19 protein-coding genes are annotated in these 18,000 nt (G+C 64.1%); 1 reads left to right on the top strand and 18 read right to left on the bottom strand.

Annotated elements, in window-relative coordinates; genetic code table 11:
* Positions 1-33: 33 nt before the first annotated feature.
* From HMPREF1478_RS08475 to pyrR, 12 genes are all read right to left on the bottom strand, one after another.
* Entirely contained in the window at positions 34-669 is a 636-nt protein-coding gene (locus HMPREF1478_RS08475) for a vitamin K epoxide reductase family protein (protein WP_016461658.1), read from the bottom strand.
* Positions 666-1,853: a methionine adenosyltransferase gene (gene metK, locus HMPREF1478_RS08470; protein WP_016461657.1), complete on the bottom strand. Its 1,188-nt coding sequence runs from the start codon at positions 1,851-1,853 to the stop codon at positions 666-668. Before metK ends, HMPREF1478_RS08475 begins: the two co-directional genes overlap by 4 nt.
* Positions 1,850-3,079, bottom strand: a complete 1,230-nt coding sequence (coaBC, locus tag HMPREF1478_RS08465; RefSeq protein WP_016461656.1) for a bifunctional phosphopantothenoylcysteine decarboxylase/phosphopantothenate--cysteine ligase CoaBC — start codon at positions 3,077-3,079, stop codon at positions 1,850-1,852. The genes metK and coaBC overlap by 4 nt, the downstream gene beginning before the upstream one ends.
* 1 nt (position 3,080) lies before the next feature.
* Positions 3,081-3,347: a DNA-directed RNA polymerase subunit omega gene (gene rpoZ, locus HMPREF1478_RS08460; protein ID WP_003792400.1), complete on the bottom strand. Its 267-nt coding sequence runs from the start codon at positions 3,345-3,347 to the stop codon at positions 3,081-3,083.
* Between the two features lie 36 nt (positions 3,348-3,383).
* A complete protein-coding gene (gene gmk / locus HMPREF1478_RS08455) occupies positions 3,384-3,941 on the bottom strand; it encodes a guanylate kinase (protein WP_016461655.1) in 558 nt (185 codons plus the stop codon).
* A gap of 27 nt (positions 3,942-3,968) precedes the next feature.
* A complete protein-coding gene (mihF, locus tag HMPREF1478_RS08450; protein ID WP_007589281.1) occupies positions 3,969-4,280 on the bottom strand; it encodes an integration host factor, actinobacterial type in 312 nt (103 codons plus the stop codon).
* A gap of 101 nt (positions 4,281-4,381) precedes the next feature.
* A complete protein-coding gene (gene pyrF, locus HMPREF1478_RS08445) occupies positions 4,382-5,248 on the bottom strand; it encodes an orotidine-5'-phosphate decarboxylase (protein WP_016461654.1) in 867 nt (288 codons plus the stop codon).
* Positions 5,245-8,544, bottom strand: coding sequence for a carbamoyl-phosphate synthase large subunit (gene carB, locus HMPREF1478_RS08440; RefSeq protein ID WP_016461653.1), 3,300 nt, complete (start codon positions 8,542-8,544; stop codon positions 5,245-5,247). The genes pyrF and carB overlap by 4 nt, the downstream gene beginning before the upstream one ends.
* Positions 8,544-9,731: a glutamine-hydrolyzing carbamoyl-phosphate synthase small subunit gene (carA, locus tag HMPREF1478_RS08435; protein WP_016461652.1), complete on the bottom strand. Its 1,188-nt coding sequence runs from the start codon at positions 9,729-9,731 to the stop codon at positions 8,544-8,546. The genes carB and carA overlap by 1 nt, the downstream gene beginning before the upstream one ends.
* Positions 9,728-11,047 (bottom strand): dihydroorotase, encoded by a 1,320-nt coding sequence (locus HMPREF1478_RS08430; protein WP_016461651.1) that lies wholly within the window; start codon positions 11,045-11,047, stop codon positions 9,728-9,730. The genes carA and HMPREF1478_RS08430 overlap by 4 nt, the downstream gene beginning before the upstream one ends.
* Positions 11,040-12,026: an aspartate carbamoyltransferase catalytic subunit gene (locus HMPREF1478_RS08425; RefSeq protein ID WP_016461650.1), complete on the bottom strand. Its 987-nt coding sequence runs from the start codon at positions 12,024-12,026 to the stop codon at positions 11,040-11,042. The genes HMPREF1478_RS08430 and HMPREF1478_RS08425 overlap by 8 nt, the downstream gene beginning before the upstream one ends.
* A gap of 3 nt (positions 12,027-12,029) precedes the next feature.
* Complete coding sequence (pyrR, locus tag HMPREF1478_RS08420) at positions 12,030-12,593, bottom strand: bifunctional pyr operon transcriptional regulator/uracil phosphoribosyltransferase PyrR (protein WP_016461649.1); 564 nt, start codon at positions 12,591-12,593, stop codon at positions 12,030-12,032.
* Positions 12,594-12,949: 356 nt separating this feature from the next.
* On the opposite strand from pyrR, the gene HMPREF1478_RS08415 reads away from it, so the two are divergent.
* On the top strand, positions 12,950-13,246 hold the full coding sequence (locus HMPREF1478_RS08415; RefSeq protein WP_016461648.1) for a DUF2249 domain-containing protein: 297 nt from the start codon (positions 12,950-12,952) through the stop codon (positions 13,244-13,246).
* Positions 13,247-13,423: 177 nt separating this feature from the next.
* On the opposite strand, the gene nusB is transcribed toward HMPREF1478_RS08415, so the two are convergent.
* From nusB to aroC, 6 genes are read right to left on the bottom strand one after another with little or no spacing between them, the layout of a single operon-like run.
* Positions 13,424-14,044 (bottom strand): transcription antitermination factor NusB, encoded by a 621-nt coding sequence (gene nusB, locus HMPREF1478_RS08410; protein WP_016461647.1) that lies wholly within the window; start codon positions 14,042-14,044, stop codon positions 13,424-13,426.
* Positions 14,044-14,607 carry an elongation factor P gene (gene efp / locus HMPREF1478_RS08405; protein ID WP_009055954.1) on the bottom strand — a complete coding sequence of 188 codons (564 nt, stop codon included), beginning with the start codon at positions 14,605-14,607 and terminating at the stop codon, positions 14,044-14,046. The genes nusB and efp overlap by 1 nt, the downstream gene beginning before the upstream one ends.
* Positions 14,608-14,631: 24 nt before the next feature.
* A complete protein-coding gene (locus HMPREF1478_RS08400) occupies positions 14,632-15,156 on the bottom strand; it encodes a shikimate kinase (RefSeq protein ID WP_016461646.1) in 525 nt (174 codons plus the stop codon).
* Positions 15,153-16,235, bottom strand: a complete 1,083-nt coding sequence (gene aroB / locus HMPREF1478_RS08395) for a 3-dehydroquinate synthase (RefSeq protein WP_016461645.1) — start codon at positions 16,233-16,235, stop codon at positions 15,153-15,155. Before aroB ends, HMPREF1478_RS08400 begins: the two co-directional genes overlap by 4 nt.
* Positions 16,232-16,741 carry a shikimate kinase gene (locus tag HMPREF1478_RS08390; protein ID WP_016461644.1) on the bottom strand — a complete coding sequence of 170 codons (510 nt, stop codon included), beginning with the start codon at positions 16,739-16,741 and terminating at the stop codon, positions 16,232-16,234. Before HMPREF1478_RS08390 ends, aroB begins: the two co-directional genes overlap by 4 nt.
* A complete protein-coding gene (gene aroC, locus HMPREF1478_RS08385) occupies positions 16,738-17,949 on the bottom strand; it encodes a chorismate synthase (protein ID WP_034475588.1) in 1,212 nt (403 codons plus the stop codon). The genes HMPREF1478_RS08390 and aroC overlap by 4 nt, the downstream gene beginning before the upstream one ends.
* Positions 17,950-18,000 lie beyond the last annotated feature (51 nt).

Genomic DNA, 18,000 nt, shown 5'->3' with positions numbered 1-18,000 from the left:
GAATCACGGCCCGCACTCATCTGTGTCCCGCGCTCAGCCGAGAAGCTTCAGGCCGTACTTCGCGACCACCATGGCGAGGACACCGAACACGATGAGACCCCATAGGGCCCAGTCGAGTCCCTGGGCGACAGCGCGCCGCAGCCCCTCGGGCGCCTGGATGACGCCGTCACGGATATTGATGCGGGTAATGCCGCCAAACACGAGCGTCGTCGTCAGGGTGATGAGCAGGCACCACGGGCACAGCACTTGAATGATGAAATACGACTGTCCGAAGAGCCAGAACGCGAAGAACAACGCGACCGTATACAGCAGGTTCGTGCCCAGCATGTACCAACGCGGAAACTTCACGCCGGAAAAAATCGCTACCGAAATAGCGAGAACAACGGCCTCGAAAAAGATGCCAAGGAAGGCGTTCGGGAAGCCGAGGATACGAGCCTGCCACGTCTGAGCAACCGTCGAACACGACAGGACGGACGAAATGTCACAACCGAAGCGCGTCGATGAGTCGGCGGCAAGCTGCCACGCCTCGATCGACAGAACGAAAGACGTGAGGAGACCAATGCAGCCAGAGATGATCATCTCCAGGCTTGTGCGCCGACGCCATGCCCGGCGAGCGTCCTCGGTCTCGTACGAGGGCAGGTAGTCCTCGGCTTCCCATGCCTCGCTCATGCGAGCGCGGCCTTGAGCTGCTCGACGCGGTCGGTGGCCTCCCACGGGAACTGGCCGCGACCAAAGTGACCGTAGGCAGCAGTCTCGCGGTAGATCGGACGCAGCAGATCGAGGTCCTCAATCATGCCGAGGGGACGCAGGTCGAAGACCTCGCGGATGGCATCCGCGATGCGTTCCTCGGGCACCGAAGCGGTTCCAAAGGTATCGACGTACAGGCCAATTGGGCGGGCACGCCCGATCGCGTATGCCAGCTGAATCTCGCAGCGCTGGGCGATACCTGCGGCCACGACGTTCTTGGCGACCCAGCGGGCAGCGTAGGTTGCGGAACGGTCGACCTTTGACGGATCCTTGCCGGAGAATGCGCCGCCTCCGTGGCGTGCCATGCCACCGTAGGTGTCGACGATGATCTTGCGGCCAGTGAGACCGGCATCTGCCGCGGGGCCTCCCAGGACGAAGCGTCCCGAGGGATTAATGAGAGTATTCATCGAACCCGTCGCAAGCGCGAGGTCCGACTCCTCAACGACGGGGGTAATGACGTAGTCACGCACGGCATCGTAGATCGCCGACTGAGACAGGGCTTCGTCGTGCTGGGTGGACACAACGATTGTGTCGATGCCTACCGGGCGGCCGTTCTCATAGGCAAGAGTCACCTGAGTCTTGCCGTCGGGTCGCAGCCCCTCAACGATGCCCTGCTTGCGCACGTCGGTCAGGCGCTTCGCAAGGCGGTGAGCGAGCCAGATGGGGGCAGGCATGAGATCGGGGGTGTCGGAGGAAGCGTAGCCGAACATGATGCCCTGGTCGCCTGCGCCGAGGCGGTCACGGGGATCGCCGCCCTGGGTACCGCGCACCTCAAGGGCTTCGTCGACGCCACCGGCGATGTCAGGGCTCTGGCCATCAAGCGACACAGAGACGCCGCAGGACGCGCCATCGAAGCCAACGCGCGACGAGTCGTACCCGATCGAGAGGATCTCGCGGCGCACGATCTCAGGGATCTCAACGTACGCCTCGGTCGTCACCTCACCGGCGACGTGAATGAGGCCGGTAGCTGCCATCGTCTCGACGGCGACGCGCGAGCGGGGGTCAGCCGCTAGCAGCTCGTCAAGGATTGCATCGGAAATGCGATCACAGACCTTGTCGGGGTGACCTTCGGTAACGGACTCAGAAGAAAAAAGCTGTTGACTCACCGCTTTAGATTATCAAGGAATGAGGCCATATGGCCGACGAGACCTGCGGCTACTTCATCCTTCGAGCCGACGTAACGGCCGACGATGTGACCGTTGGCATCGAGGATGTGGATGTCGTTCGAAACATCGCCGAACCCGACGCTCTCCCCCACCCGGTTCAGGCAGATGAAATCGGCTCCCTTACGCGTCGCCTTATCTGCACCGTACGCGAGAATCTCCTCATCTGTGCCGGTTTCAGCCGCAAAACCAATGACGAGGGGTGGGCGCTTCTTGCTGTGTCCGATTTCAGCGAGGATGTCGGGGTTGCGCACCAGGCGAATAGTGGGTGCTTCCTCGTTTGTTGGGTCTTTCTTGATCTTTGACTGCGATGCGGCTTCGGGACGGAAGTCAGCGACGGCGGCCGTCATGACGAGAGCATCGGCGTCTGCGACCTGGTTGACCGTCGCTTCTCGCATTTGCAGGGCGTTACCCACACGAGTGACCTGTACGCCTGACGGAAGTCCGGCGAGGAGCGCCGACTCGATATTGGCAGCAATGACCCTGACCGCAGCCCCAGCTCGTGCTGCCGCCGATGCGATTGCCAGCCCCTGCCGACCTGACGACTGATTTCCCAAGAAACGAACAGGATCAATCGGCTCGCGAGTACCACCGGCCGTGACAACGACGGTGCGACCGGCAAGCGCGTGGGATGCCTGTTCGTAGGCAGAGAGCACCTCTAGAGCCTGGTGTGCGATCTCCTCAGGATCCGGAAGGCGACCAATGCCGCTGTCACCCGAGCCAAGTGCACCAGAGGAAGGATCAATAACATGGATGCCGCGCTCACGTAACGTGCGCACGTTGGCCTGCGTGGCAGGCGCCAGCCACATGTTGGAGTGCATCGCCGGGGCAACGACGACGGGCGCATGGGACGCGAGAACCGTCAGCGACACCATGTCGTCCGCGAAGCCAGCGGCAAGACGCGCCAGGGAATTCGCGGTCGCAGGCACAACAATAATGAGGTCGGCAATGCGGGCGAGCTCCACGTGCTCGGCACGCCCCTCGCCCGCGATCTCCACGGCGACAGGGCGCGACGTGATGCCCTCCCAGGTCGAACGGCCGACGAACTCTAATGACGCGCGCGTTGCAGCGACATACACGTCGTGGCCCGCGCGTTGACACTCGCGGACCACGATGGGTGCTTTGAAAGCTGCAACGCCGCCGGTCACTCCGACGACGACAGTTGCCATGTCAGGCCTCGGGGTTGGCTTCGAGAGAGAGGAGGCCTTCGTTGATCTCTCGCAGGGAAACCGCCAGCGGCTTCTCATCCGGCTGCACGTCGACGACCGGACCCACGAACTGGATCATGTTCTGCTGAAGCTGCAGATTGTAGGAGTTAATCTGGCGCGCGCGCTTCGCAGCGAAAATCACCAGCGCGTACTTGGAATCGACGTGCTCCAGCAGATCGTCAATGGGCGGGGACGTGATGCCGACGGGCTGGGCAACAATTCCGGACATGCGTGTTTTCCTCTCAGTGGCGGATTCAGATAGATATTACTCCAGGCCAATGAGCCGGGCCAGCTCATCCACCGCGCGCTCCACATCGTCGTTGATCACAACATGATCGAACTCCGAGGCAGCCTGCAGCTCGACGCGAGCAGTGGCCAGGCGTCGCGCCTGCTCCTCCGGGCCTTCAGTGCCGCGGCCGATGAGGCGGCGCTGAAGCTCCTCCCACGAGGGAGGCGCAAGGAAAATAAACTGGGCATCGGGCCTGTTGGCTCGTACCTGCCGGGCGCCCGCCAGGTCGATCTCGAGGAGAACGGGGTGACCGGCGTTGAGAGCCTCGTCGACCGGGCCGCGAGGGGTCCCATACTTGTTTTTCCCATGAACAAGCGCCCACTCCAACATGTCTCCCCGTTCGATCATCGCATCGAACTCTTGGGGGGAAACAAAGTAGTAGTGGACGCCGCTCAGTTCACCGGGTCGAGGATCGCGAGTCGTTGCTGAGACCGACACCTTCAGTGCCGGGTAGCGCTTCGTCAGCGCAGCGACAACAGTTCCCTTTCCAACGGCCGTGGGTCCAGCGAGGACAGTCAGTTGAGCCTTAGTCATGACTCAAGTGTGCCACGCTTGGACGCGTCACCCGAAACGCTCGACGAGCGCCTTCCGCTGGACGGGGCCAAGGCCACGCACGCGCCTGCTCTGGGCGATCTTGTACTCGTCCATCAGGACAGCGGCCGTATTCGTGCCGACGCGCGGCAGCGACTCCAGTAGCGAAACGACTTTCATCTTCGCCACGGCCTCGTCTGAATCAGCGAGTTCCAAAACCTCAGACAGGTTCATCGAGCGCGCCTTCAGCGCGTTCTTCACTTCGGCGCGACGCCTCCGTGCCTGCGTTGCCTTCTCAAGAGCTTGTGCCCTCTGTTCTGGCGTGAGATCAGGTAGTGCCATTCTGATCATCTCCTCCGTTGGGATCTTCGGTAAATAAACTATGTCACCTTCCCGACCATTAATGCCAGACCAAAACGCTGCTTCTTATGTAACGGAGCAGATTATTGCAGCGAATCGACGGTCGCACGATAGGCGTCTCGAAGGCCGGTGATGGCGGGGCCCGAACGCAGAATTGCGCGCGAGGATGAGGCAAGGACAGCATCCGTCGCTCCGGCGAAAACCTCCCTGACCTGCGCTGGACCGGCGCCCTGTGCGCCCACTCCTGGCGCCAAAAAAGCGCCATTGAGGGCGGCTAGGTCAATGCCCAATCGCTTGACAGCATCGCCGACGGTGGCTCCCACGACGATGCCAGCAGGGCCAAGGTGTTGTTTATCACACTGACTGTTAAAGTCCGCCAGTTGGGACACGACATGACCGGCAACGCTGACTCCATCAGCGCCACGGGCATGCTGAACGGACGCTCCCTCGGGGTTCGAAGTGAGTGCAAGGACGAACACACCCCTGCCAGTCTGACGCGCAAGCTCGAGTGCGGGGGTCAGAGAACCCACACCCAGATAGGGTGACAGAGTCACCGCATCGCCGGCAAGCGGTGACGAATCGGAGAGGAACGCGTGCGCATAGCCATCCATCGTCGAACCGATGTCGCCGCGTTTGGCGTCCACGATGCAGAGCGTACCGACCTCGCGACAGGCCGCAATGACCTCTTCGAGAACGGCAACACCACGCGAGCCATGCCGTTCGAAGAAAGCAGCCTGGGGCTTGAAAGCAGCGACGCGCCCCCCGAGGGCCTCGATGACGCGGAGGGAGAACTCTCGCACACCGTTTGCGTCGTCGTCAAGTCCCCATTCCTTCAGCAGGCCGGCATGAGGGTCGATACCCACGCACACCGGTCCATATGTCCGCATGGCGGTGTAGAGACGATCGCCGAAGCCGAGAGAAGATGCGGGTTTAATGACAGACGTAGTCATCGTGTTTCCTTCGATCGGATGGAATCCCATTCCTGCAGGGATCGCACGGAATAGGCTCCGCGCATACGAACTTCGATGGCCTGCACCATCGCGTTAAACGCTTGGAGCGTTGTGACCGCGGGGCGGTCCTGTGACGCTGCCGCGGCACGGATCTGGTAGCCGTCATTACGCGGCGCACTGCGCTGCGGCGTGTTGACGACCATATCGACCGACCCCTCGTTGATGAGGTCGACGACCGTCGGCTCTCCCCCATCGCCTCGGCCCTCAGAGGACTTACGGACGGCCTGTGCTTCGATACCGTTGCGGCGCAGAACGGAAGCCGTCCCCGAGGTCGCCAAAATCTTAAAGCCCATCTCGTGCATACGAGCCGCCGGCAGAACAATTGCTCGTTTGTCAGTATCGGCAATCGAGATGAAGACAGTTCCCGAGGTCGGCATGTCAGTTGAGGCGCCAAGCTGCGACTTGGCGAACGCTGTCGGGAAGTCACGGTCGATACCCATGACCTCGCCCGTTGAACGCATCTCGGGGCCGAGGACGGTATCAACAATCTCGCCGCCTGCGGTGCGGAAGCGCTTGAAGGGCAGGACGGCAGCCTTGACGGCAATCGAGCCACCGTCGTGAATCTCGCGGGCGTCATGGGTGGGCAGCAGCCCCTGCTCGCGCAGCGATGCGATCGTCGCGCCCACCTGGATGAGGGCTGCAGCCTTCGCCAGCTGCACACCAGTTGCCTTCGACGCGAAGGGCACGGTGCGCGACGCACGCGGGTTAGCCTCAATCACGTACAGCGTGTCGGAGAGCAGCGCGAACTGGATGTTGATGAGGCCGCGCACACCGACGCCGCGAGCAATGGCCTCGGTCGAAGCGGTGATGCGCTCGAGTTCGCGTGCGGACAGCGTCATGGGAGGCAACACGCAGGAGGAGTCACCCGAGTGGATGCCCGCCTCCTCAATGTGCTCCATGATCGCGCCCATGAAGAGTTCGTCGCCGTCGTACAGCGCGTCAACGTCGATCTCGATGGCTGCGTCCAGGAAGCGGTCGATGAGGAGCGGGCCGCGGGAGAAGAGCAGCTCGGAGTCGTGGCTGGCGAGGTATTCGCGAAGCGCAGGCTCGTCGTTGATAATCGCCATGCCGCGTCCGCCTAGCACGAACGAAGGACGCACGAGGACGGGGTAGCCGACCTTTTCGGCGACGGAAATGACCTGCTCAGGCGTGTGCGCCGTGTCGTGCGCGGGTGCCGGGCAGTGGGCCGCCTCGAGCACCTTGCCGAACTCCTCACGGTCCTCGGCCAGGTCGATGGCGCGCGGGCTCGTTCCCAGGATTGGCACGCCGGCGCGCTCGAGGTCGGCAGCCAGCGACAGCGGGGTCTGTCCGCCCAGCTGCACGATCATGCCCTTGACCGGGCCTGCCTCGCACTCGGCACGGTAAATCTCCAGCACATCCTCGAGGGTCAGAGGCTCGAAGTACAGGCGGTCCGAGATGTCGTAGTCGGTCGAGACCGTCTCGGGGTTGCAGTTGACCATGATGGTCTCGTAGTGGTCGCGCAGCGACATGGCAGCGTGCACGCACGAGTAGTCGAACTCGATGCCCTGGCCGATGCGGTTGGGGCCTGCACCCAGGATGATGACGGCCTCGCGCTCGCGCGGGCGGACCTCGTTTTCCTGGTCGTAGGTCGAGTAGTGGTAGGGCGTGCGGGCAGCGAACTCTGCGGCACAGGTGTCAACGGTCTTGAAGACTGGGTGGATGCCAAAGGCGCCGCGCACCTCGCGCACCGTGTCCTCGGACAGGCCGCGCATGGCAGCGATCTGGCGGTCGGAGAAGCCGTGGCGCTTTGCCTCGGCGAGCACGTCGCCCGTGAGCGCGTCGGCTTCGCGAATGCGCCTTGCGACCTCGTCGAGGAGGAACATCTGGTCGAGGAACCACGGGTCAATCTTCGTGGACTCGTGGAGCTCCTCAAGCGTCGCACCGCCGCGGATCGCCTGCTGAACCTGGACGAGACGTCCTTCGGTGCCAACCGCCGCAGCCTCTACGAGCGCGCGGGTTTCCTCGGGGGTGGGTGCCTCGCCGTCCCAGTGGAACTGCACGCCGCCCTTGTCGATCGAGCGCAGGGCCTTCTGGAGGGCCTCGGTGTAGGAGCGGCCGATCGCCATGGCCTCGCCGACGGCCTTCATCGACGTGGTCAGCGTCGGGTCAGCGGCAGGGAACTTCTCGAAGGTGAAACGCGGGACCTTGACGACCACGTAGTCGAGCGTCGGCTCGAACGAGGCCGGGGTCGAGCCCGTGATGTCGTTCGGGATCTCATCGAGCGTGTAGCCGGTGGCCAAGCGAGCGGCGATCTTCGCGATCGGGAAGCCGGTAGCCTTCGAGGCCAGGGCGGAGGAACGCGAGACGCGGGGATTCATCTCGATGACGATGATGCGACCCGTCTCCGGGTGGATGGCGAACTGGATGTTGCAGCCACCCGTGTCCACGCCAACCGCGCGAATAACGGCGATGCCGATGTCGCGCAGTCGCTGCATCTCGCGGTCGGTCAGGGTCAGGGCCGGAGCGACCGTGATCGAGTCACCCGTGTGCACGCCCACAGGGTCGACGTTCTCAATCGAGCACACGACAACGACGTTGTCCGCCTTGTCACGCATCAGCTCGAGCTCGTATTCCTTCCAGCCGAGGATCGACTCTTCGAGCAGAACCTCGGTCGTGATCGAGGCAGCCAAGCCTTGGCCGGCGATGCGCTCGAGGTCCTCGGGGGTGTAAGCAAAACCGGAGCCGAGGCCGCCCATTGTGAAGGAGGGACGAACGACGAGCGGGTAGCCGAGCTCGGCGGCGGCCGCGTGGCACTCCTCCATCGTGTGAGCGATGAAAGAGCGAGCAACCTCGGCGCCCGAACGCTCCACGATCTCCTTGAACTCCTCGCGGTCCTCGCCGGCGCGGATCGCGTCAATCGACGCGCCGATCAGCTCGACGTTGAAGCGCTCAAGAACGCCCATCTCGGACAGGGCGACGGCCGTATTGAGGGCCGTCTGGCCACCGAGGGTGGGCAGGAGGGCGTCGGGGCGTTCCTTCTCGATAATCGAAGCCACGACCTCCGGGGTGATCGGCTCGACGTAGGTGGCGTCGGCGATACCCGGGTCGGTCATGATGGTGGCCGGGTTGGAGTTGACGAGGATGACGCGCAGGCCCTCCTCCTTCAGGACGCGGCATGCCTGCGTGCCCGAGTAGTCAAACTCGCACGCCTGGCCGATGACAATGGGGCCCGATCCGATGACGAGGACGGACGACAGATCGTTCCTGCGGGGCATCAGTGGGTCTCCTTAGCGGCAGTCATCAGGGAAATGAATCGATCGAACAGCAGCTCGCCGTCGTGCGGGCCGGCAGCTGCCTCGGGGTGGTACTGGACGGAGAAAGCGGGGATGTCCAGGGCGCGCAGGCCCTCGACGACGCCGTCGTTGAGGCCGATGTGAGAGACCTCGACGCGGCCGTATCGACCCGAATCGAAGGGGGCGACCGACGGCTCCCCCACCGGGGCGTCCACCGCGAAGCCGTGGTTATGGGCAGTGATCTCCACGCGGCCCGTGGCGACGTCCTTCACCGGCTGGTTGATGCCGCGGTGACCATAGTCCAGCTTGTACGTACCGTAGCCGAGGGCGCGGCCGAACAGCTGGTGGCCGAAGCAAATACCGAAGTACGGGATACCTGCATCCAGGACGGCGCGCAGGACGCCGATCTCACGGTCGGCCGTGGACGGGTCACCGGGACCGTTGGAGAAGAACACGCCATCCGGCTTCAGCGCCTCAATGTCGGCGAAGGACGCCGTCGAGGGCACCACATAGACGCGCACGCCGCGCGCCGCCAGATGGTAGGGCGTACGCGACTTAATGCCAAGGTCAACGGCCACAACGCGCGCAATGGGTTCCTTGCCTGCGAAGTCACCGAGGGGCTCCACCACGTAGGTCTCGTCAGTCGACACCTCGGCCGCCAGCGCTTGGCCGCTCATCGCGGGGGAATCGGCGACGATACGCACGAGCGAGGCCACGGCCTCCTCCCCCAGGTACTGCGCGCCCACGGGCAATGCGTCGCCCGAGAAGATGCCGGCGCGCATGGCGCCGCGCTCGCGGATGTGGCGGGTGATCGCACGCGTGTCAACGTCGGCGATGCCGACGATCCCCTGAGCGACGAGCTCGTCTTCCAGTTCGCGGCGTGCGCGCCAGTTGGAGGCCCGGCGGGCCGCGTCGCGCACGACGAAGCCAGCGACCCAGATGCGCGAGGACTCAGGATCCTCGTCGTTCACGCCGGTGTTACCGATGTGCGGGGCCGTCATCACGACGATCTGACGGTGGTACGACGGGTCGGTCAGCGTCTCCTGGTAGCCGGTCATGCCGGTCGAGAACACGATCTCGCCGAGCGTGCGGCCCCTCGCGCCCCATGCGCGTCCCTTGAATACTGTGCCGTCCTCCAGGACGAGCAGGGCAATATCGGACGTGGTCATCGGTCCTCCTTGGCAATCGGGGTGGCGTCGACGACCGTCGGGACGCCGTTATAAATCGTGTAGCGCACCTGTCCGGGCAGTTCCATACCGCGGAAGGGGCAGTTCGTGGAGCGAGTCCACTGCTTGGCGGGATCGACCGTGACGCGCACGGTCGCATCCACGAGGGTGACGTGCGCGGGCGCGCCGACGACGAGGCCCTGGCCCTGCGACTCAACGCGGCCGATGCGAGCGGGAACCGTCGACATGACGCGAGCGATGTCCGCCCAGTCCATGCGTCCCGTGTTCACCATCGTTTCGATAAGGATCGGCAGTGCGGTCTCCAGACCGGTCATGCCGAAGGCGCCGGCCTGCCACTCGCAGTCCTTCATCTCGAGCGGGTGGGGTGCGTGGTCGGTGCCGATGCAGTCGATGGTGCCGTCGGCGAGGCCTTCGCGCACCGCCTCAACATCCTCCGCGCGGCGCAGTGGCGGATTCACCTTGTAGAGCGGATCGTAGGTGGCGGCAAGCTGCTCGGTGAGCAGCAGATGGTGAGGCGTGGCCTCGGCCGTGATGTCCACGCCCTGCGCCTTGCCCCAGCGCACGAGGTCAACCGAGCCCGCGGTGGACAGGTGGCACACGTGCAGGCGCGAGCCCACGTGCTTGGCGAGCAGGATGTCGCGGGCGATGATCGCTTCCTCTGCGACTGCGGGCCAACCGGCAAGACCGAGCTCACCGGACAGTGCCGATTCGTTCATCTGTGCACCCTCGGTGAGGGCCGGATCCTGGCTGTGCTGGGCGATGACGCCGCCAAAGCCCTTGACGTACTCCAGGGCGCGACGCATGAGAACGGGATCGGAGACGCACTTGCCGTCGTCGGAGAAGACGCGAACCTTCGAGCGCGAACGGGCCATGGAGCCGAGGGAAGCTAGATGCTTGCCCTCCAGACCCTTGGTGACTGCGCCGACGGGGCGCACCTCCACCCAGTCAGCCTCCTCGCCCAAGCGCAGCACCTGGTCGACGATGGCAGCCGTGTCCTGCGTGGGCGTCGTGTTTGCCATTGCGTGAACGGCAGTGTAGCCGCCGACCGCAGCGGCGCGGGTGCCGGTGAAGACGGTCTCGGCGTCCTCGCCACCGGGCTGGCGCAGGTGGGTGTGGATGTCAACGAGGCCGGGCAGAGCGATGAGCCCCTCGGCGTCGATCACGCGAGGGTCGCGCACACTGTCGCGGGCATCAGTGCCAATAGCAACGATCGTGCCACCTGACAGCGCGATATCGGTGGGTTCCCCGCCGAGGAGCGACGCTCCGGTGATCAGGATGTCGCGGGTCTGTTCAGTCATTGCTGTGTCCTTCCGAAGCGAGGAGCAGGTACAGAGCGGCCATGCGGATGCACACGCCGTTGGACACCTGTTCGACGATGACAGATTGGTCTGAATCTGCGGCCTCAGCGCAGATTTCGAGGCCTCGGTTCATGGGGCCGGGATGCATGACGACGGCGCTGGGTGCCAGCGTGGCAAAACGTGCGGGTGTCAGTCCGTACTCAGCGTGGTAGGCACCAGGCGACGGGAAGAAACCCCCACCCGCGCTCGACATGCGTTCGCGCTGCACGCGCAGCATCATGACAGCGTCGGGTCCGGTGGCCAAGGCCTCGTCAAAGTTGTAGGAAGTGTCGCAGTTCCAGGTCTCCACGCCGATCGGTAGGAGCGTCGGGGGTGCGACAAGGGTGACGCGAGCACCCAGGAGCGTCAGAAGATCCACGTTGGATCGCGCGACGCGCGAATGGAGGACATCACCGACGATAACGACGTGCGCGCCGTCGAGGCCAGATCCGGGAGTGGGGGTGCCGTCCTCACCAAGCGACGGAGCGTAGTGGCGGCGCAGCGTCATGGCATCGAGAAGTGCCTGCGTCGGGTGCTGGTGGGTGCCGTCACCAGCGTTCAGTACCGGCAGATTCATCCAGCCGGCGTGCGCGAGACGGTGAGCAGCGCCCGAGGACGAATGACGCACAATGACGGCGTCCGCACCCATGGCCTCGAGCGTCAGGGCGGTGTCCTTGAGTGACTCGCCCTTCGAGACGGAGGATCCACGCGACTGGAAATTGATGACGTCGGCGCTCAGGCGCTTCGCGGCCGTCTCGAAGGAGATGCGGGTGCGCGTCGAATCCTCGAAAAAGAGGTTGACGACCGTCTTGCCCTGGAGCGTGGGAAGCTTCTTCACGCCGTGACTTTGCGTTGCGGCCATCTGCTCCGCCGTGTCGAGGATGAGGATCGCCTCCTCGCGCGTCAGATCGCGGATCGAAATGAGGTGATTCAAGCTCATCGTTTACAGGCCTTTCCCGAGAAGGACGCCGTCGCGCCCATCTGTTTCGTCGAGCAGGATAGTGACGGTCTCGTCGCGGGAAGTCGGCAAGTTCTTGCCGACGTAATCCGGACGAATGGGGAGCTCGCGGTGTCCCCGATCAACGAGGACGGCGAGCTGAACGGCCGCAGGTCGGCCGATACGGGTGAGAGCATCAAGCGCCGCTTTAATGGTGCGGCCCGTGTACAGGACGTCGTCGACGAGGACGACGGTCTTGCCGTTAATACCGGTGCGAGGCACCAGGGTCTCTTTCGGAGCCCTCAGCGGCTGCGAGGCGAGGTCGTCGCGGTACATCGTCGTGTCGATGATTGCGAGTTCGGCATAGGTGCCGGAAACCTCTTTGATTCGATTGACAAGCCGTCGCGCGAGAGTCGCACCCCGCGTCGGGATACCTGCGATGACGAGATTGTTGCTGCCGCCATTGCGTTCAACGATCTCATAAGCGATGCGTGTCAGGGAGCGTGCGACGTCGCCAACTCCTAATACTTCTTTGCCGCGCGATGCGCGATCTGCGTGCACTTCGGCCACGCTTACTCCTTCCCCGCCTCACAGGACGGTCATTAAAGGATTTCTCGTGCTTCCATCCTACGCCCCTCGTGAAGTGCCGGTGTGACCCCTCCACGTGTGAAACCCCACGTGGGAAGCAGGAATGGATGCCAGTTCGGCGGGGTGGTTGGTCTGTGCGGGCTGTCAGGAAGGACGCTCGCTGATCGGCTTCGAACTCGGATGATACCTGGTAGGGGTATGATGATATACCCCTACCAGGTATGGTGTGCTCCAGTGCGAGACGTGCCGACGTTGGCACTGCAATGAAAGGGGTTATCCCGGTAAAATTCATTGAGCGCCGTCGGCGCCTATGAATAGTGACGATAGAAAGGCCTCCCATGACCATCGAACAACTGCCCCAGCCCGAGGTTCGCGGCGGCGGCTGCGGCTGCGGCGAGCACGATCTCCCCGAGCCGACCATTGATGCGACCGCTATCCCCCACCGTCTGCGTCATGCGGCCGTCCTCGGCGCTGCCCAGTCGATGAACGCCGGCGAGTCCTTCATCATCCGCGCTCCCCACCTGCCCCGACCGCTGCTCGCTCAGATCGCGCAGCTGCCCGGCGAGTGGACCTTCGAGGTCATCGTCGACGGCCCCGAGTTCTGGGATGTGCGAACCACGCGTCTCGCTCTCTGAGAGCCAGCAGTAAAGGGGGCAGGATCGTGGCGATCCTGCCCCCAACTGATATGCCCAAGATCCCATCGAGACGGCCATCCTAGTCGGCAGTATCTGCACTCGTCGCGGGCATTGAAGGAAAAAGTGGGGCCGACTCTCGCGAGAGAGTCGGCCCCACCAGGCATGTTGAGCGAGCGCTCAGTACTCCTCGAGGAGTTCATCGAGCTCGTCTTCGACGCTGCCGCCATCGAGCGGCTTGGCACCAGCAGGCAGAGACCGTGCGGGCGCTTCCTGCGCGGGCAGCTCATTGTCAGATGAGGACTCAGTCTCCTCGGGGGCGCGCACATCCTCCTCATCGGAGCTGCGACGCGACCACGCGGGTGACGCGAGATCCTTGCGGATTGCGTCGAGGACCGCGTTCACAAACGACGGCGACGTGTCGGTCGAGATCGATCGGACGATCGAGATTGCCTCGTCGATAACAATGATCGGCGATACCTCGTCGTTCTCGAGCATCTCCCACACCGCCACACGCATAACCGCGAGGTCGACGGCGGCGATGCGATCAAGGCCGGGTACGCGTGCGTGCGCCGAAATCAGCGAATCGATGCGACGCAGATTGTCCGCCACACCGGCGATGATCTGGATTGAGAACTCCGGGAGTGGAGTCTGAGCCGCGGTGATGACGCGACGCTCGCGCAAGAGGTCGCGCAGCACGTCGGGGTTGGACCCCATGCCGCGCTGGTCGGCCTCGTAGACAACGTCGGCCGCTCGCTTGCGGGCCTTGGTGCGCGAGGTGAAGCGGTGTTGCTTCGACATTACTCGGTCACGCGACCCGAGTACGAGCCGTCGCGGGTGTCAACCTTGACGCGGGTGCCTTCCTCCATGAAGAGGGGGACCTGGATCTCGTAACCGGTCTCGAGGGTCGCGGGCTTGGTGCCGGCGGAGGAACGGTCGCCCTGCAGGCCGGGCTCGGTGTGGGTGATCGTCAGGACGACGGTCGCGGGCAGCTCGACAAAGAGGACGGTGCCGTCGTGCTGGGAGACGATGACGTCCTGGTTCTCCACCATGAAGTTGCGGGCATCGCCCACGGTCTCGGCGGGAACGTTGATCTGCTCGTAGGTGGACTGGTCCATGAAGACGTAGTCGGTGCCGTCCTGGTACAGGTAGGTCATGTCGCGACGGTCAACGGTCGCGGTCTCGATCTTCAGGCCCGCGTTGAAGGTCTTGTCGACGGTCTTGCCGGACAGGACGTTCTTGATCTTGGTACGCACGAAGGCCGGGCCCTTGCCGGGCTTGACGTGCTGGAATTCGACAACCTGCCAGAGCTGGCCGTCGATGACCATAACCAGGCCGTTCTTCAGATCATTGGTCGTTGCCACAGGGGTACCTCACTTGTGAAGGAATCAGTAATCAGAGGCCAGTTTACACGCGCGCGCTACCAATTCCGCGACTTCTTGCGGGGTGCGCTCACTCGTATCGACTGTTGCATCGGCCACGGAGGCGTATGCCTCCCGTGCTTGCTTCATCAGCTGGGTGAGCACGGAGCGGGGTGCACCAAGGCCAACGGAGCGAGGGGCCCCAAGGCCTTCTCGGCGCGATACTGCGGAAAGATCGGCGCTCAGCTCGACGACGATCGCGCCGTTTGCGCGTGCTCGGTCGATGGACGAGGCAGTGGCCGGGTCGAGCGGTTGAGAGGCGCCGAGCGTGACAATGCCCTCGTCGAGGCTGAGGAGGCGGTCGGCCTCCTCACGCGCCGTATCGGGCAGACGCGGATCGCGCTGGACAATGAGGCTGTGCATGGATGCTCCGAGGCGTGCTTCGACAGCCGCGTCGGTTTCGAGGAGGGCGAGGCCATATCGCTCCGATAATTCCCGAGCGACGGTGGATTTCCCCGATCCCGTTACCCCAATCAGGACGATCAGGCTCATGCGCCGATACCGATCTGCGACGCGGGTGCCTGCAGCTCCTGCGGATCGACGGAGACCGTCCCGGGGTTCGCGATGCCGTCAAGAAGGACGAAACGCAGGATACCGCGGCGGACCTTTTTGTCCGACAGCATGATGCGTGTGAGCTCATCGAGGGTGCTTCCCTCGTAGCGCGTGGGCAGTCCGACGCGGGAGAAGAGGTCGTCGTGGCGGGCAACATCCTTGGCGCTGAGCTGCCCACGGGCATGAGCGAGTCGCGCGGCGAAGCAGCAGCCGACGGCCACGGCGTCACCGTGTCTCCACGTGTAGTCGTTCGCGCGCTCGATCGCGTGAGCAAGGGTGTGTCCGTAGTTCAGGATCTCGCGCAGGCCACCTTCCGTCAGGTCCGCTGAAACGACGCGTGCCTTGACTGCGATTGCTCGGGTCGTGACTTCTGCAAGTTGTGGACTGTCGGCACGGAGCAGCTCCTGCGGATCGGTCGATTCGACGATTCTCAGAATCTCAGGGTCAGCGATAAATCCACACTTGATCACCTCGGCGGCACCCGCTGCCAGATCGGGCGCGGGAAGGCTCTCGAGGAGATCCATGTCGGCAACCACGGCGGTTGCCGGATAGAACGAACCGACGAGGTTCTTCCCAACGGACGTGTTGATTCCCGTCTTACCGCCAACGGCCGCATCAACCATGGCGAGTAGCGTCGTCGGTACGTTGATGAGGGTGATACCTCGCAGCCACGTGGCGGCGACGAACCCCGCCATATCGGTTGTCGCTCCCCCACCCATGGCGATGATGGCATCCTTGCGCCCGAGTTGGAGGCGTCCGCACTCATCCCACAGGGACGCGACGACCTCAATCGACTTGCCAGCTTCCGCATCGGGATGATCAGCGGTTGACGCCTCAATGCCCTGTTCATTCAGATACTGCGCCAGGGCCTCGGCACGAGCAGCGAGAGGACGTGCGTGAACGATGAGCACCTTGGTCGCGGCCTCATCGAGGGCCTCACGGATCGGCTCGAAGCCGAGCCCATGTCCGACAGTGATCGTCGAGGGGTGTTCCCCGGTGACCTGGATGGTTGTGCTCATGAGTGCTCCAACTGCTGTGCAATGGCGGTGACGACGTCATCGACGGGGCCGGGCCCCGACTCAACGACGATGGTGGCGACAGATCGGTAATGAGGTTCGCGCTCGGTGCGCAGCCGCGCGAGCGTCCCGGACGGATCCTCAGCCAGCAGCGGCCGATGCGTCTTCGAGGCGGTGCGACGAACGAGTTCTTCGTGGGGAGCATCAATGTAGACGACCGTGTGCCCAGACAGGAGCTCCCGAACGGCGGGAGTTGCTGCCGCTCCCCCGCCCAGGGACACGACGGCCTCGTGCGTGAGCGCCTCGGCGACTGCTTCGGTCTCCATCACGCGAAAGGCTGCTTCGCCGTCGGTGGCAAAAATATCCGCAATCGGACGGCCAGCGCGTTCGACGATGAGTGCATCGGTATCGATGTGGTCGATGCCCAAGTGCCCGGCGAGGAGGCGCCCGACCTTGGATTTGCCGGCGCCGGGCAGGCCGACGAGAACGATTGGACCGCGCACGCTCATGCGCGTTCCCCCACGGCGGCGAGGTAGGACGCCAGGTTCCTGCGCATCTCGGTCACCGACCGGCCACCTGCGTGGTCCGACAGGGCATCTGCGAGCACCAGGGCCACCTCGGCCTCAGCGATCACAGCGCCGGGTACAACCTGGCACGTATCGGAACGCTGGTGCAGGCCAACGGCCTCCTCACCCGTTGCGAGGTCGATGCTGCGCAGCGCGTGTGGAACGGTCGAGATCGGCTTGAAAGCAGCGCGCGCGACGATTGGCGCGCCGTTGGACGTGCCGCCTTCGATGCCTCCGGCGTGGTTGGAAGTGCGCCTCAGGTGTCCATCCTCGCCTCGCACGATCTCGTCGTGGGCCACGGAGCCGAGCAGTGCGGCCTGGGCGAAACCGTCGCCAATTTCCACGCCCTTAACCGACTGGATCGACATGAGTGCGGCGGCCAGCCGCGCGTCAAGGCGCTCGCGAGCGGTCACGTGAGTGCCCAAGCCCACCGGAACGTCGTATGCAATGACTTCTGCAACACCGCCGATCGTGTCGCCCGCCTGTTTCGCTGCGTCAACTGCCGCCTCGAAGCGAGCGTTATCCTCCGGATCAAGCGTGCGCATCGATGCCTCGCACAGCGCCGCTTCGTCGGCAGGCGTGGGAGTCGATGAGGCCGTGGCGCGCTGTGACCCGACGGAAACGACGTGGGAGACGAGGCGAACGCCGGCGACCTGCTCCAGGAGAGCTTCAGCGAGTACACCGAGTGCAACGCGCGCTGCAGTCTCGCGGGCACTCGCGCGTTCAAGAACAGGGCGCGCCTCGGGCAGGTCGTAGGACAGCATGCCAGGAAGATCCGCGTGACCGGGACGAGGCCTCGTCAGCGGTCGGTTTCGAGCGATCTCACGCTCGTCGCCCGTTCCAGCGTCGATCAGCAGGGCGGAAGGATCCACAGGATCCGCGCTCATCACCGTCTCCCACTTGGGCCACTCGGAATTACCGATGCGGATGGCAACAGGGGCGCCGGTGGTCACGCCGTGACGGACGCCGGCCAGGATTGATACCTCGTCGGCCTCGAACTTCTGCCGCGCGCCGCGGCCATATCCGAGACGGCGACGTGCGAGGCCTCGTCGCAGGTCCTCGGTCGTGACACGCAAGCCCGAGGGAAGTCCCTCAATCGTGGCGATCAGTGCGGGGCCGTGCGATTCTCCGGCGGTCATCCATCTCAGCATGTCTCCCAGTGTCCCACACGCCGCGATGCTCATGCCCGGCGGCTCTCACGG

It is taken from the genome of Actinomyces sp. HPA0247 (assembly GCA_000411415.1).
Taxonomy (GTDB): Bacteria; Actinomycetota; Actinomycetes; order Actinomycetales; family Actinomycetaceae; genus Pauljensenia.
This window is presented reverse-complemented; position numbering and strand designations above follow the sequence as displayed.

Bases quoted from the DNA above. Each gene is read 5' to 3' on its own strand.
- HMPREF1478_RS08475 (WP_016461658.1), bottom strand. From the start codon at position 669: ATGAGCGAGGCATGGGAAGCCGAGGACTACCTGCCCTCGTACGAGACC.
- coaBC (WP_016461656.1), bottom strand. From the start codon at position 3,079: ATGGCAACTGTCGTCGTCGGAGTGACCGGCGGCGTTGCAGCTTTCAAA.
- rpoZ (WP_003792400.1), bottom strand. From the start codon at position 3,347: ATGTCCGGAATTGTTGCCCAGCCCGTCGGCATCACGTCCCCGCCCATT.
- gmk (WP_016461655.1), bottom strand. From the start codon at position 3,941: ATGACTAAGGCTCAACTGACTGTCCTCGCTGGACCCACGGCCGTTGGA.
- mihF (WP_007589281.1), bottom strand. From the start codon at position 4,280: ATGGCACTACCTGATCTCACGCCAGAACAGAGGGCACAAGCTCTTGAG.
- pyrF (WP_016461654.1), bottom strand. From the start codon at position 5,248: ATGACTACGTCTGTCATTAAACCCGCATCTTCTCTCGGCTTCGGCGAT.
- carB (WP_016461653.1), bottom strand. From the start codon at position 8,544: ATGCCCCGCAGGAACGATCTGTCGTCCGTCCTCGTCATCGGATCGGGC.
- carA (WP_016461652.1), bottom strand. From the start codon at position 9,731: ATGACCACGTCCGATATTGCCCTGCTCGTCCTGGAGGACGGCACAGTA.
- HMPREF1478_RS08430 (WP_016461651.1), bottom strand. From the start codon at position 11,047: ATGACTGAACAGACCCGCGACATCCTGATCACCGGAGCGTCGCTCCTC.
- HMPREF1478_RS08425 (WP_016461650.1), bottom strand. From the start codon at position 12,026: ATGAGCTTGAATCACCTCATTTCGATCCGCGATCTGACGCGCGAGGAG.
- HMPREF1478_RS08415 (WP_016461648.1), top strand. From the start codon at position 12,950: ATGACCATCGAACAACTGCCCCAGCCCGAGGTTCGCGGCGGCGGCTGC.
- nusB (WP_016461647.1), bottom strand. From the start codon at position 14,044: ATGTCGAAGCAACACCGCTTCACCTCGCGCACCAAGGCCCGCAAGCGA.
- HMPREF1478_RS08400 (WP_016461646.1), bottom strand. From the start codon at position 15,156: ATGAGCCTGATCGTCCTGATTGGGGTAACGGGATCGGGGAAATCCACC.
- aroB (WP_016461645.1), bottom strand. From the start codon at position 16,235: ATGAGCACAACCATCCAGGTCACCGGGGAACACCCCTCGACGATCACT.
- HMPREF1478_RS08390 (WP_016461644.1), bottom strand. From the start codon at position 16,741: ATGAGCGTGCGCGGTCCAATCGTTCTCGTCGGCCTGCCCGGCGCCGGC.
- aroC (WP_034475588.1), bottom strand. From the start codon at position 17,949: ATGCTGAGATGGATGACCGCCGGAGAATCGCACGGCCCCGCACTGATC.